The 14,289-nt window shown below is 73.6% G+C and carries 9 protein-coding genes and 2 pseudogenes; 7 read left to right on the top strand and 4 right to left on the bottom strand.

Annotated features, from left to right (window positions below):
• Positions 1–53: 53 nt before the first annotated feature.
• The 3 genes and pseudogenes from GCE86_RS15470 to GCE86_RS32665 all read left to right on the top strand — a co-directional run.
• Positions 54–863, top strand: a complete 810-nt coding sequence (locus GCE86_RS15470; RefSeq protein ID WP_154227628.1) for a TrmH family RNA methyltransferase — start codon at positions 54–56, stop codon at positions 861–863.
• A 64-nt stretch (positions 864–927) separates the two neighbouring features.
• A pseudogene (locus GCE86_RS15465) lies at positions 928–2,247 on the top strand (PucR family transcriptional regulator ligand-binding domain-containing protein); the annotation flags it as partial.
• A 117-nt stretch (positions 2,248–2,364) separates the two neighbouring features.
• Positions 2,365–2,832: pseudogene (locus GCE86_RS32665) on the top strand (PucR family transcriptional regulator); the annotation flags it as partial.
• A gap of 13 nt (positions 2,833–2,845) precedes the next feature.
• Here GCE86_RS32665 and GCE86_RS15460 read toward each other — a convergent pair.
• Entirely contained in the window at positions 2,846–4,195 is a 1,350-nt protein-coding gene (locus GCE86_RS15460; protein WP_154227626.1) for a MurL-like N-terminal domain-containing, read from the bottom strand.
• 36 nt (positions 4,196–4,231) lie between these two features.
• Complete coding sequence (locus GCE86_RS15455; protein ID WP_154227625.1) at positions 4,232–5,638, bottom strand: RNA-guided endonuclease TnpB family protein; 1,407 nt, start codon at positions 5,636–5,638, stop codon at positions 4,232–4,234.
• Positions 5,639–5,892: 254 nt separating this feature from the next.
• Between GCE86_RS15455 and murD the strand changes: the two genes are divergently transcribed.
• Positions 5,893–7,239: a UDP-N-acetylmuramoyl-L-alanine--D-glutamate ligase gene (murD, locus tag GCE86_RS15450; protein ID WP_154227624.1), complete on the top strand. Its 1,347-nt coding sequence runs from the start codon at positions 5,893–5,895 to the stop codon at positions 7,237–7,239.
• Between the two features lie 29 nt (positions 7,240–7,268).
• On the opposite strand, the gene GCE86_RS15445 is transcribed toward murD, so the two are convergent.
• Positions 7,269–8,246 carry a hypothetical protein gene (locus GCE86_RS15445; protein WP_244316992.1) on the bottom strand — a complete coding sequence of 326 codons (978 nt, stop codon included), beginning with the start codon at positions 8,244–8,246 and terminating at the stop codon, positions 7,269–7,271.
• Between the two features lie 192 nt (positions 8,247–8,438).
• Here GCE86_RS15445 and GCE86_RS15440 point away from each other — a divergent pair, with 192 nt between their 5' ends.
• On the top strand, positions 8,439–9,749 hold the full coding sequence (locus GCE86_RS15440) for an aspartate aminotransferase family protein (RefSeq protein WP_154227623.1): 1,311 nt from the start codon (positions 8,439–8,441) through the stop codon (positions 9,747–9,749).
• A complete protein-coding gene (locus GCE86_RS15435; protein WP_154227622.1) occupies positions 9,746–11,236 on the top strand; it encodes a CoA-acylating methylmalonate-semialdehyde dehydrogenase in 1,491 nt (496 codons plus the stop codon). The genes GCE86_RS15440 and GCE86_RS15435 overlap by 4 nt, the downstream gene beginning before the upstream one ends.
• On the opposite strand, the gene GCE86_RS15430 is transcribed toward GCE86_RS15435, so the two are convergent.
• On the bottom strand, positions 11,208–12,635 hold the full coding sequence (locus GCE86_RS15430; RefSeq protein ID WP_154227621.1) for an acyltransferase family protein: 1,428 nt from the start codon (positions 12,633–12,635) through the stop codon (positions 11,208–11,210). The genes GCE86_RS15435 and GCE86_RS15430 overlap by 29 nt on opposite strands.
• Positions 12,636–12,807: 172 nt before the next feature.
• Between GCE86_RS15430 and ngcE the strand changes: the two genes are divergently transcribed.
• The gene (gene ngcE, locus GCE86_RS15425; RefSeq protein WP_154227620.1) at positions 12,808–14,226 is read left to right on the top strand and encodes an N-acetylglucosamine/diacetylchitobiose ABC transporter substrate-binding protein; all 1,419 of its coding nucleotides are present in this window, start codon (positions 12,808–12,810) and stop codon (positions 14,224–14,226) included.
• Positions 14,227–14,289: the final 63 nt, after the last annotated feature.

Genomic DNA, 14,289 nt, shown 5'->3' with positions numbered 1-14,289 from the left:
GCGGAAACCCGGGCCGCGCCGGGGCGGCCGGACCGACCAGGCAGAATCGTCCGGTGCCCGTCCACGAGATCACCGACCCCGACGACGACCGGATCGCCGACTACCGCGCGCTGACCGACGTGGAGCTGCGGACCCGCTGGGAACCCCCGCACGGGCTGTTCATCGCCGAGGGGGAACTGGTGCTGCGGCGGGCGCTGCGGGCCGGCTACCCGGCCCGGTCGTACCTGGTCGACGCCAAGCGGGTGGACCAGCTCGCCGACCTCGACACGGGGGAGACCCCGGTCTACGCGGCCACCCCGGACGTGCTCCAGCGGGCCACCGGCTTCCACGTGCACCGCGGCGTGCTCGCCTCGTTCCGCCGCAAGCCGCTGCCGTCCGCCGCCGAGGTGCTGGCCACCGCCCGGCGGGTGGTGATCCTGGAGGACGTCAACAACCACACCAACCTGGGCGCGATCTTCCGGGCCGTGGCGGCGCTCGGGGTTGACGCCGTGCTGCTCTCGCCGACCTGCGCCGACCCGCTCTACCGGCGCAGCGTCCGGGTCAGCATGGGCGAGGTCTTCGCCATCCCGTACGCGAAGCTGGAGCCCTGGCCGGATGCGCTCGGCCAGGTCCGGGCGGCGGGCTTCACGGTGCTGGCCATGACCCCCGCGCCGGACGCCGTGCCCATCCAGCGGCTGGACGCCGGGCAGCGGGCCCGCGCGGCCGTGCTCATGGGGGCCGAGGGCGCCGGCCTGACCGGGGCCGCCATGGCGGCCAGCGACGTCCGGGTGGTGATCCCGATGCGGCGCGGGGTGGATTCGCTCAACGTCGCCGCCGCCACCGCGGTGGCCTGCTGGGAGCTGGGCCGCGACGACCCGCTGTGAACGCGGGGGGCCGCCCGCGGCGGCGGGCTCGGAATCGGCGGTGACGCAGGGTAGCGTGTCGCCCGTGTTCCCTACCGTCCGTGAGGTGCTCGCCCTGGTGCCGGTGCGCCACGGCGCGCCGCGGCTGGTCGCCGGGGAGGCGGGCCTGGACCGGCCGGTCCGCTGGGTGCACGTGGCCGAGGTGCCCGACATCGCCACCCTGCTCGGCGGCGGCGAGCTGGTGCTCACCACCGGGATCGGGCTGCCCGCCGACGACGCGGGGCTGCGGGCGTTCATTGGCGACCTGGCCGACGTCGGGGTCTCCGGGCTCGTGGTGGAGCTGGGCCGGCGCTACGTCAGCGAGGTGCCCCGGGTCATGGCGGCCGCCGCCGAGCGGCGCGGGCTGCCCCTGGTGGAGCTGCGTCGGGCCACCCCGTTCGTGCGGATCACCGAGGCGGTGCACGCGCTGATCGTCGACGCCCAGCTCACCGAGCTGCGCGCCACCGAGGAGATCCACCAGCGGTTCACCGAACTGTCCGTGGAGGGCGCCGAGCCGGCCGAGGTGGTCCGGCAGGCCGCCGAGCTGGCCGGCTGCCCGGTGGTGCTGGAGAACCTGTCCCGGCAGGTGCTCGCGTACGACCCGGCGGGGGAGAGCGCCGAGCTGCTGCTGGACGGCTGGGAGCAGCACTCCCGGCGGATCCGGCCGGCCGGGCGCACCGCGTACGACCCGGACAGCGGCTGGCTGGTGACCACCGTCGGCGCCCGGGGCCAGGACTGGGGCCGGCTACTGCTGCGCTGGCCGGCCGGCGCCGAGCTGACCACCCGCGGCCCCGACCCGGCGCCGGCCGGGCCGCAGCCGGAGCCGGTGACGGCCGCCGCGGTGCCCGACGGCACCGACAGCGCCCCAGCCGACGGCGGCCCGTCACCGCGCCGGCGTCCGGCGACCGAGGTCATGCCGCCCACCCGGCTCACCATCCTCATCGAGCGGGCCGCCTCCACCCTCGCCCTCGGCCGGCTGATCCGGCGTGACGCCGAGGGGCTGGAACGGCAGATCCACCGCACCCTGCTCACCGCCCTGATCGACCACTCCCGCCCGGTCGACGAGGTGGCGCTGCGCGCCAAGGCGCTCGGGGTCACCCTGGACCGCCGCCACCTGGTCGGCGTGGTGGTCCGGCACCGCGCCGACGACCCGGCCGAGGGCGGCGCCCCGGGCCCCGACGCCGGCCCGGAGGCCGGTCCGGCCCGGCTGCGCGACCTCGCCGAGGCGGTCGGCCAGGCGCTGCGCGAGGCCAAGCTCACCGCGCTGACCAGCGCCGTCGACGACCAGGCGGTCGGCGCGCTGCTGGCCCTGCCCGACCCGGCCGCCGAGGAGAAGGCGCTCGCCGCCTTCGCCGCGGCGCTGCGCCGGGTACGCCTCGACGCCGACCCGGCCCGCCCGCCCGCGCCCCGGTCGGCCCGCCCCGCCGACCCGGCCGCCCGGACGGCGGCGGTCGGCGCCGTGCGCGCCGCGGATCCGGCGTCCCGCCCGCGCCCGGCCGGGCCGGCCGTGATCGTGGCGGCCGGTTCCGGGGTGGGCAGCCTGCGGGAGGCGCGCCGGTCGCTCGTGGAGGCGCGGCAGATCGCCGAGGCGGCCCGCCGGGACCGGCGCGACCTGCCCTACTTCCGGCTGCCGCACGTCGGGCTGGCCGGCCTGCTGCATCTGCTGCGGGACGAGCCGCGCCTGCAGACCTTCGTCGAGCGGGAACTCGGCGGGCTGCTGGCGTACGACGCGCAGCACCCGAGGGAGCAACTACTCGGGACGCTGCGGGCGTACCTGGAGCAGGGCCGCAACAAGTCCGCGGCGGCCGCCGCCGCCCACCTCTCGAGGCCGGCCTTCTACGAGCGGCTGGCCCGCATCGGCCGCATCCTCGACGTCGACCTCGACTCGGTGGAGCAGTGCCTGTCGCTGCACGTGGCCCTGCTGGCCCTGGACGCCGTCCGCACGCCCTGACGGCTCCCGGCGGTCAGGTCAGGGCCGTGAGGGCCTTGGCGTAGGGGGCCGGGACGTAGTTGGGGCCGCCGGGGGTGAAGACGTCGGAGGTGGCGGCGGTCGACCAGGCCGTCGGCGGCACCGCGTCGACCAGGGCGCGGACCACCGGGGCGTCGCGCCACTGCTCCTGCTCGGCGAGCAGGCTCAGCGCGACCACCGACTCCTCCACCTCGCCGACGCACTCGAACGGCTTGTGCCCGTCGACGCCGAGCAGCTCCCGGTAGCCGGGGATCTGCGACTCGTCGGCCAGCAGGTCCCCGCCGAAGATCCCGGTGATCCGCTCCCGGGACATGAACGGGGCCATGGCCAGGAAGACGAACCGGCACTTCGGGCAGTCCCGGCACCAGCGCTCGCTCGCGTCGCGCAGCTTGAACGCGGCGTTGCAACTGGTCACCACGGCGTCGTACCGGTCGGTATCGGCGAAGAGCCGGGCGATGTGCAGCTCGGACAGCGAGCGCAGCAGCGAGAAGTACGGCTCGGTGAGCCCGGCGTGCTCGGCCAGCGCGGCGCGCAGCAGCCCCTCCGCCTCGACGCCCTTGGACCACTGGTGGTTGATCTCGTGGCCCTGCCAGACCAGGTTGGGGTCGGACGCCGAGCGCTCGTTGGACATCACCACCGGCCCGAGCCCGTGCAGCACGGCCGTGGCGACCGCGATCAGCGAGTTGATCGCGGTGACCGGGATGTGCCCGTTCAGCGCGCCGGCCGCGTTGAGGTCGAACAGCACCGGGTCGATCCGCCGGCGGGCGGCGAGCGGCACCAGGTCGGACGCCTCGTTGACCGAGACGATGACGTGGTTCGGGTTGACCGAGAACGGCACCGGGTCGAAGCCGGCCCGGCGCAGCGCCTCCAGCGTGACGATCGAGTCCTTGCCGCCGCCGACGGCCGACAGCGGGCGCCGGTCGGAGTTGTCCAGCGGCGTGGCCGCCTCCACCGAACCGGACGGCACCTCCGGCCGCAGCTCCAACACGTGCGGGAGCTGGTTGCGGTACGCGTACTCGGCGAGGCCCTTGGTGTAGACGGCGGTGACGAGGTCGGCGGCGGCCGCGCCCAGCGGCGCCGGCAGCACGAGCCGGCGCGGCGCGGCGGTCTTGTAGTAGCTGACACCGGCGACCACGTGCAGCAGTTCGAGGACCCGGGCGAGGGTGGCCGCGGTCTCGTCGGACACCGGCTCCGCCGGCAGGGGCAGCGTGACCACCTCGGTGAACCGCTGCTCGCCGTCGGGGCCGGTCAGGGCGTAGTCGAACAACACCTCGCCGGTGGCGAAGTCGATCGAGTAGGACGGGAAGGTGAAGGCGTCCATCCGCCGCAGCTGCTCGTTGGGCACACGCCATACTACAGCGTGTCTCAAAAGTCCGTTGGGTCATGAGACACCGCCCTTCTCGGGCGTCCCTGCCGTCACGGGTGTCCGTGGCGGTGGGGTTCCTCCGTCGTCAGGGCTGGTCGCACCGGCGCTTGGGCGCTGGCCAGAGCCGGTCCTTCGGGAGGCGTTGGTGACCGGGCCTCGTGCTTCGGGGTCCCGGGTCTGGGCGTGGTGTTGCTCGGCCCAGACGGCGAGGTTGACCGCTGCGTTGACGTCCCGGTCCGCCGTATGCCCGCACTCGTCGCAGCGGAGGACGCGTACGGACAGGGGTAGGGCGGGGCCGATGATGCGGCAGGCGCTGCACATTCTGGTGGACGGGTACCAGCGGGGTGCCCGGGTGACCTGCCCGCCCCGCCAACGTTGTTTGTAGCCGATGATGCGGGCCAGTTCAGCCCAACCCGCATCGGAGATGGCGGCGGCCAGACGCCGGTTGCGCAGCAGACCGGCGGTGTACAGGTCTTCCAGAGCCAGCCGGTCGTGTGTCTTGACCAGCTGGTTGGCGACCTTGTGCAGAAAGTGGCGACGCACATGCGCGACACGATGGTGGGCACGAGCCAGCCGGGTGACAGCCTCGGCCCGATTGCGCGAGCCGCGCTGTTTGCGGGTGACCTGGCGGGATAGCCGCCGTAGCCGAGGCAGGGCGGCCCGCAGCGGGCGCGGTGGATCAGTGACGCGCAGCCGCTGTCGGCCGGTGGTGTCGGCGGCCACCACGAGGGCAGTGAGGCCGCGGTCGATGCCTACCCAACCACTGCCGTCAGAGTCGGGGCGTGGCGGGTGCTGCCGGGCGGGATGCAGGTCGGCCGCCTCCACTGTCACGGTGACGGTCCATCGGCCGGACCGGCAGGAGACGGTGGCATACCGGATGTGGGCTCGGCCCATGCGAATCATCCGCCGTAGTCGGCGGGTGTCCTCCCGTACCCTCAGGACTCCGATCCTCGGCAGACAGATACTCCGAGGGCCCGCCGTCGGATCCCCCACCCGGATGCTCACCCGACCCGCCTTGGTTTTGCAGCGGATCCGGAACGACGGCTGGGTGCGGCTCTTGCGTTTGAATCTCGGGAACCCCACCCCGCGACCTGGCCGCTTTCCCCGTCGCGAGTCGGCCCAGGCGGCCAGGGCGCGGCCCAGGTCGACAGCGGCTTCCTCACACACCTGCTGACACACCTGGGCGCGCCACGACAATCCCGTCGCCGCGATCTCGGCCGAACCGGCCGAGTCGACTACAAAGCGGCGGCCCGCCTGTGCCGAGACCTTCCACGAGTTGAACGCGTTGATCAGGTCGAAACCCGACCACGGCACCACCACCGACCCGCCCCGGTGCTTCGCATCCAGGGCGTCCTTCACCAGAGCCAGGCACTGGTTGAACGCGAACCGAGCCGCCCCCGTATGACGGACCAACACCACCACCTGCGACGGTGATGGGTCAGCTGTGAACCGGAACGCGGTAAACCTCCCCACAGCCCCACAGCATGCCTGCCACCTACGACACGACAGTCAGCGTCGCGGCAGGATGGGGCGGAAATCCCTGCCCCTGACGAACGGCCGGTGCCGGGACTGGCAACAGCGGCCGCCGGCCATTCGAACGCCCGTGAATCTCAGCCTGTATAGGCTGCAATCGCCCTCATCCTTCATGAGGGGGAGGATGTCAACGAGGAGAGCCTGTGCGCCTGTCTGATCTGCGCGGACGTCATGTTGCCGTCTGGGGCGCCGGCCGGGAGGGCCGGGCCGCGGTGACCGCGATCGCCGCGCACGGCCCGGCCGACCTCGTGGCCGTCGACGACAGCGCGAACTTCCTCACCCTGCCCTGGGAGGGCCCGCTCGCCGCGGCCGCCCCGCTGGTGACCGGGGAGGACGGCTTCGCCCGGCTGGCCGCCGCCGACGTCGTGGTCCGCTCGCCGGGGGTGCCGAACACCCACCCGTGGATGCTGGAGCTGCGCCGCCGGGCCGTCCCGGTGACCCAGGGCAGCGCGCTCTGGATGGCGGACCACGCGGACCGGACCATCGGGGTGACCGGCAGCAAGGGCAAGAGCACCACCTCCAGCCTCATCAGCCACCTGCTCACCGCCATGGACCGGCCGAACGTCTTCGGCGGCAACATCGGCGTGCCGCTGCTCGACCTGCCCGAGGCGGAGCTGTACGTGCTGGAGCTCTCCAGCTACCAGTGCGCGGACCTGGCCGACTCGCCCCGGGTGGCCGTGGTGACCGCGCTGTTCCCCGAGCACCTCGACGCGCACGGCGGCGAGCGGGAGTACTACCGGGACAAGCTCAACCTGCTGGCACACGGCCCGCACACCGTGGTGGTCAACGGCGCCGACCCGCGCCTGGCGCTCGAACTGGGCGACCGGGCCGCGGTCCGCGCCGGCTCGCCGGACACCACCCACGTGGCGAACGGCCCGGACGGCACCCCCTGGTTCCACCTGCGGGACACGCCGCTCTTCCCGCGCGCCGTGCTGCCCCTGGTCGGCCGGCACAACGAGGGCAACCTCTGCGTCGCCCTCGCCGTGCTCGACGCGCTCGGCGTCGACGTGGTGGCCCGCAAGGACAGCCTCGCCGTCGCGGTCGCGGAGTTCCAGGGCCTCGCCCACCGGCTCACCGAGATCCCCGACCCGTCCGGGCTCACCTTCGTCGACGACACCCTGGCCACGAGCCCGTACGCGGCGATGCACGCGATCGACGCGTACGAGGGGCGGCCGTTGACCGTCATCGTCGGCGGGACCGACCGGGGGCTGGACTACACCCCGCTGCGGGAGCACCTGGCCGAGCGGGACATCACCGTGATCGGCATCCCGGACAGCGGCCCCCGCATCGTCGAGGCCCTGGCCGGGCTGCCCGCGGTGCGGACCGAGAGCGCCGAGGACCTGGTCGCCGCGGTGGGGCTGGCCCGCAAGCTGACCCCGGCCGGCGGGGTGGTGCTGCTCTCCCCGGCCGCGCCCAGCTACGGCCGGTTCCGCAACTTCGAGCACCGCTCCGAGGTCTTCGCGCAGGCGGTGGCCGACACGGCCCGCTGACTCAGCGCCGGTCGCCCGGCGCCGCCCGGTCAGCCGGCCAGCAGGGTCGCGTGCAGGGCGCGCATCGACCGGACCGCCGAGCGGATCTCCTGGAGGTAGCGCCCCGGGGTGAGGGTCGGCTCGGGTACCGGGACCGGCGCGGCCAGTGCCGGGTCGACGCCGACCGTGTCGATGCCGCAGCCGAACGGCACGGCGAGCGTGCGCAGCGCGTCGCAGTGCTGGAACGGCACGTAGATCGGCGCCGTCACCATGAGCACCGGGTCGCCGTCGCGCAGCCGGACGTGCTCGGCCCAGAACCGCTGGGTGTCGGCCGTGTGCGCCCGGCGGCGGTCCGGCTCGCCGGAGGGCGCGGCGAGCACCCGGACCGGGGGCAGCCCCGCCGGCCGGTAGGTGCGCGCCGACCAGGCCCGGTGCGGGTGGTCCGCGGTCTCGCCGATCTCCTCGCTCGGCGCGGCCACCCCGAAGGCCAGACGCACCCCGGCGTCCAGGGCGTCGACCTCGGTGGCGCACCCGTGCACACCCGCGTCGGCGAGCAGCCGCGACTCGACGGGAGAGAGAGGCCGGAAACTGCCCAGCACCGCCACCTCGCCGGTCACCCCGGCGACCGTGCGGGCCAGATGCGCGGCGTACGCGGTACGCCGCACGCAGGCGTGCGCCAGGCCGCCGAGGACCAGCAGGTGCGCGTACCGGGGGAGGGTGGGCGGGAGCGGCCGGACCAGGCCCAGCGCCGCCGCCGCGTCGTGCACCAGCCCGACCGTGGCCGGGTCGAACGCGGGCTCCCGGGCGTCGGGGCGTTCCCGCCCGGCGCGGAAGTCCCAGTGCCGGGCGGAGAAGTCGTCCAGGCCGGCCAGCACCGTGCTCAGGTCACCGGCCGGCCAGTCGCCGCCGAAGTGCCCCACGAGGGCCCGCATCGGGGGCGAGCCCACCCAGGCGTCGATCCCCGCCGCGAGGGCCACCCGGGTCGTTCCCGCCGCGCCGGTCGGCAGCGCCACCTCCGTCGTCCGCACCCGGCGGATGCTACCGGCGGCCGGCGGGCGCCGACCGGCCGTTGTGGATCGTGGGATTTCGCTCCGAAACCGCAACAGGGCGGTTGACGTGGTGTCAGGCGGACGGCCCCGCTGCGCTACACAGTGACAGTTGTCCCTGCCTCGCCGGTGATGAGAGCGTGCGGGGACCAACCGCCGCTGAAGGGTGCGCCGATGACCTCCGACGACCTGCTGGCCCGGCACCGGGCCGTGCTCCCGTCCTGGATGCCGCTCTACTACGCCGAACCGCTCGAACTGGTCTCCGGCTCCGGCCGCCGGGTCACCGACGCGGCCGGACGGACCTACCTGGACTTCTTCGGCGGCGTGCTGACCAACATGATCGGTTACGACATCCCGGAGATCCGGGAGGCGGTCGAACGGCAGGTGCGCACCGGCATCGTGCACAGCTCGACGCTCTACCTGATCCGGCAGCAGGTCGAGCTGGCCGAGAAGATCGCCCGGGTCTCCGGCATCCCCGACGCCCGGGTCTTCTTCACCAACTCCGGCACCGAGGCCAACGAGGCGGCCCTGCTGGTCGCCACCAACCACCGCCGCTCGCACCAGGTCCTCGCGGTGCGCAACAGCTACCACGGCCGGTCGTACGCGGCCATGGGGGTCACCGGCAACCGGGGCTGGTCGGCCAGTGCGCTCAACCCGCTCCAGGTGGCCTGGCTGCACTCCGGTGAGCGGCTGCGCGGCCTGCTGGCCCGGCTCGACGAGAGCGACCGGATCGACGCCGCCGTGGAGGACCTGCGCGAGGTGCTCGCCACCCAGACCGCCGGGGACGTGGCCTGCCTGATCGCCGAGCCGATCCAGGGCGTCGGGGGCTTCGTGCACGGCCCGGACGGGCTCTTCGCCGCCTGGAAGAAGGTGCTCGACGAGCACGGCATCCTGCTGGTCTCCGACGAGGTGCAGACCGGCTGGGGCCGCACCGGCGAGCACTTCTGGGGCTACGAGGCGCACGGCGTCACCCCGGACCTGCTCACCTTCGCCAAGGGCATCGGCAACGGCTTCGCCCTGGCCGGCGTCGTCGGCCGGGCCGAGATCCTGGAGTCCGTGCCGGCCATCAGCTTCTCCACCTTCGGCGGCAACCCGGTCTCCACGGCGGCCGGCAACGCCGTCCTCGACTACCTGCTCGACCACGACCTCCAGGCCAACGCCGCGCGGGTCGGCGCGATCCTCGGCGACGGCCTTCGCGCCGCCACCGCCGACCTCGACTCCGTCGCCGAGGTCCGCGGCAAGGGCCTCATGCTGGGCGTCGAGTTCGTCCGGCCGGGCACCACCGAGCCCGACCCGGCGCTCACCGCCCGGGTCTTCGAGGCCTGCCGGGAGGGTGGCCTCCTGGTCGGCAAGGGCGGCCTGCTCGGCAACGTGGTGCGGATGGGACCGCCGCTGACCCTCACCGAGGACGAGGCGCGCGAGGGCCTGGCCATCCTGGTCGAGGCCATCCGCTCCTCCGTCGCCGCCGCGGAGGTGATCGCATGACCACCATCGGGCACTTCGTCGACGGGAAGCGGATCAGCGGGGACTCCGACCGGCGCGGCGACGTCTTCGACCCGGCGACCGGGCGGCGTACCGGGCAGGTGGCGCTGGCCTCCGCCGCCGACGTGGCGGGTGCCGTCGAGGCCGCCGAGCGGGCCGCCCGGTCCTGGCGGGATGCTTCGCTGGCCAGGCGGACCGCCGTCATGTTCGCCTTCCGCGAGCTGGTCAACGCCCGCCGCGACCGGCTCGCCGAGGTGATCACGGCCGAGCACGGCAAGGTGCTCGCGGACGCCGCCGGCGAGGTGCAGCGCGGCCTGGAGGTCATCGAGTACGCCTGCGGCATCCCCTCGGCGCTGCGCGGCGGGTTCAGCGAGAACGTCTCCACCGAGGTCGACTCGTACAGCCTGCGGCAGCCGCTGGGTGTGGTGGCGGTGATCTCCCCGTTCAACTTCCCGGTGATGGTGCCGCTCTGGTTCGTCCCGGTCGCGATCGCCTGCGGCAACGCCGTGGTGCTCAAGCCCAGCGAGAAGGACCCGAGCGCCGCGCTGCTGCTCGCCGAGTGGTTCACCGAGGCCGGGCTGCCGGACGGCGTGCTCAACGTGGTCAACGGCGACAAGGAGGCCGTCGACGCGCTGCTCGACCACCCCGGCGTCCGGGCGGTGTCGTTCGTCGGTTCCACCCCGGTGGCCCGGTACGTGCACCAGCGCGGCTCGCTGGCCGGCAAGCGGGTGCAGGCGCTCGGCGGGGCGAAGAACCACATGGTGGTGCTCCCCGACGCCGACCTGGACCTGGCTGCCGACGCGGCGGTCAACGCCGGCTTCGGCTCGGCGGGGGAGCGGTGCATGGCGATCTCCGCGCTGGTCGCGGTCGAGCCGGTGGCCGACGCCCTGGTCGCCCGGATCGCCGACCGGATGGGCCGGCTGCGCACCGGGGACGGCCGGCGCGGCTGCGACATGGGCCCGCTGGTCACCGCCGCGCACGCCGAGCGGGTCCGCTCCTACGTGGAGTCCGGGATCGCGGCCGGCGCCGTGCCGGTGGTGGACGGTCGCGAGGTGACCCCGGACGGGGACGCCGACGGGTTCTGGCTCGGCCCGACCCTCTTCGACCACGTCACGCCGGAGATGTCGATCTACACGGACGAGATCTTCGGCCCGGTGCTCAGCGTGGTCCGGGTCGGGTCGTACGACGAGGCGGTCGAGCTGGTCAACGCCAACCCGTACGGCAACGGCACGGCGATCTTCACCAACGACGGCGGCGCCGCGCGGCGCTACCAGCACGAGGTGGAGGTCGGCATGATCGGCGTCAACGTGCCGATCCCGGTGCCGATGGCCTACTACTCCTTCGGCGGCTGGAAGGCCTCCCTCTTCGGCGACCTGCACGCGCACGGCGCGGACGGGGTCGCCTTCTTCACCCGGGGCAAGGTGGTCACCAGCCGCTGGCTCGACCCGCGCCACGGCGGGGTCAACCTCGGCTTCCCCACCCAGACCTGAGCAGCCGCAGCACGCCCGCCCCGGCCAGGTACGCCACCAGCGCCGGGGCGGGCAGCCCCAGCGGTTCGGGCGCGGCCTTGCGGGTGAGGCTGTTCAGCAGCAGCCCGGCGACGAGCCCCGCGTACCCGAGGACGGCCAGCGCGGTGCGCAGCCGGCGGGCGCCCTCCCCGGCCGGGCCGGTCGCGGACGGGCGCCGGGTGCGGGCCTCGATCGGGCCGAACACGGCGACCAGCGCGGCCAGCACCACGGCGAGGGCGAGCAGCCAGGGGACCCGCCAGCCCCACCAGGCGGCCGAGCCGACGGGGGGAGTGGGCAGCGCGCCGAGCGCGTCGAGAAGCCCGACCAGCAGCACCGCGGCCGTGAGGTGCCAGAGGAAGACGGTGAGCACCACGGCGTTGACCGCGATCGTCGCCTGCCAGGGGCCGGACCGGCGCAGCCAGCGGCCGGCCGGCTCCCGCAGCAGCAGGATCAGCCCGAGCTGGGCGGCGGCCACGGCCAGCAGCGCGAGGCTCGGCGGCGCCGCGTTGTCCAGGCGCTCGCCCGGCACGTTGAGCATCGCCACCGGGTACGGCCCGACCACCGTCAGCAGCACCACCGCGACCAGCCCGCCGGTGAGCAGGGCCGTCCCGGCGGTACGGGACAGCGGCAGCCGGCGCCGTCGCAGGCCACGCGGCTCGGGCGCGTCGCCCTTGGTGCGGCTGTCGTACCAGGCGAAACCGAGCTGGTGGACGGCCAGCCAGCCGAACACGTAGTTGCCCGTGGCGAGCCCCGCCGGGCCCAAGATCCGGCCCAGGTCGCCGAGCGCCACGAGGCCCACCAGCACCACGGGCACGGCGAGGCCGAAGCGGCGGTGCAGCGCGTACATGGGCGGGGTCAGCGGCACCACGATCAGGTAGGCCACCAGGAACCACAGCGGGATGGTGGCGAACCAGACCACGGTGCGGACCTCCACCGGGTCGGCGCCGAGCAGCGTGGCCACGGCGGCGCCGGCGGCCAGCACCACCAGCAGCGCGGTGGTGGGCCGGGCCAGCCGGGCGCTGCGGTCGACCAGCCACCCGGTGGGGGTGCCACCGACGGCTCCAGGTCGCGGCGCGGCGTCAGACGCGCCGAGCTGGAGTTGTCGCAGCCGGCTCCGGCGGGCGGTCAGCGACGCGGCGTTGGCATAGCCGCCGACCAGGAAGAACACCGGGATCACCTGGGCCACCCAGGTCAGCGGCCAGGCCCACGGGAGGTCACCGAGGGCGGAGTGGCCGGCGGGGCGGCCGGCCCGGTCGTACCCGATGACGGTCACGCCCCAGTGGCCGAGCACGACCATGGTGATGGCGAGCGCCCGGAGCAGGTCGACGTAGCGCTCCCGAGTGGCCGGCGTGCGCTCGGCGAGCTGCCGCAGGCGGCGCATGGGCCCAGGCTATGCCAGCCGCGACCGACCGGTACGGATAACGGTTCGGTCCTGAGGTCTTGTGGTCCGGGCCGCGCTGCCGTAGAAATTCTTCAGCAACATCAAGTTAAGTGAAGACAAGCGACAGCTGGCCTCCCCGAGCCTCGATGTTTACCCGAACCGAGGAGATGCGATGAACAGGCGTGAGATCCTCCGGCGGACCGCGGCCGCCGGTCTGCTGGCCACCCCCGCCGCCGGCCTGCTCGCCGGCTGCGCCACCTCTGGTGGCGACGACGACAAGGGCGACTCCGGCGCCTACAAGGGCACCAAGAGCGAGCAGAACCCGCTCGGTGTCAAGGAGGACGCCCCGCTCGAGGTGGTGATCTTCAACGGCGGCTTCGGCGAGGAGTACGCCAAGGCCCACGAGGCCATGTACAAGGAGAAGTACCCGAAGGCGAAGATCAACCACTCGGCCACCCAGGAGATCAACAAGACCCTCCAGCCGCGCTTCGTCGACGGCACCCCGCCGGACGTGGTCAACAACTCCGGCGCCGGCCAGATCGACTTCAACGGCCTGGTCAGCCAGAACGCCATCGCCGACCTGGGCGACCTGCTGGCCGCGCCCAGCCTGGACATCCCCGGCAAGTCGGTGAAGGACACCCTCCTTCCCGGCGCGGTCGAGGTCGGCTCGTACGACGGGAAGTTCCTGGTCCTCAACTACACGTACACCGCCTACGGCATCTGGTACTCCACCAAGACCTTCACCGAGCGCAACTGGCAGTACGCGAAGACCTGGGACGAGCACATCGCGCTCTGCAAGCAGATCAAGGCCGCCGGGATCGCCCCCTGGACGTACGCGGGCAAGCACCCCCGCTACATGAGCTGGCCGCTGATCGCCACCGCGATCAAGTTCGGCGGGCCGTCGGTGGCCGTCGCGATCGACAACCTCGAGCCGAACGCCTGGAAGTCCGACGCCATGAAGGCGGCGGCCGACGCCTGGTACCAGATCGTCAAGGACAAGTACATCCTGGACGGTTCGCCGGGCCTGGACCACATCCAGTCGCAGACCGCCTGGTGCCAGGGCAAGGCCGCCTTCATCTCCTGCGGTTCCTGGCTGGAGAGCGAGCAGGCGAAGGTGACGCCGGCCGGCTTCAACATGGCCATCGCGCCGACGCCGAGCCTGGGCAGCGGGGACAAGCTGCCGTTCGAGGCGATCCGGGGCACCGCGGGCGAGCCGTTCATGGTGCCGGCGAAGGCGAAGAACGTCGCGGGCGGCCTGGAGTACTTCCGGACGATGCTCTCCAAGAAGGGCGCGCAGGACTTCACGAAGAAGGTCTCCAGCCTGACCGTCGTGGCCGGCGCGACCGACGGAATCGAGCTGCCGTTCGGTCTGACCACCGTGGTCAAGGCGCTGGAGGCGTCCGGCAGCAACGGCTTCAACTGGGTCTACAACAACTACTACCGCAAGCTCGAGCGCGAACTGGTCGACGCCGCGTGCGGCGAGTTCTTCAGTGGCCGGAGCACCCCGGCCGAGTTCCTCGACCAGTGCCAGAAGGGGGCGGACACGATCGCCCAGGACAGCTCGATCAAGAAGTACAAGCGGGCTGCGTAACATCCGACCGGTGGGGGCGGACCCGTCCGCCCCCACCGTCGCGCCGCTGGGGAAGTAGGTCCA

Origin of the sequence: Micromonospora terminaliae (assembly GCF_009671205.1) — a bacterium.
GTDB classification, from domain to species: Bacteria; Actinomycetota; Actinomycetes; order Mycobacteriales; family Micromonosporaceae; genus Micromonospora; species Micromonospora terminaliae.
Note: the sequence above shows the minus strand (reverse complement) of the source record. Positions and strands in the feature narration are given on the sequence as shown.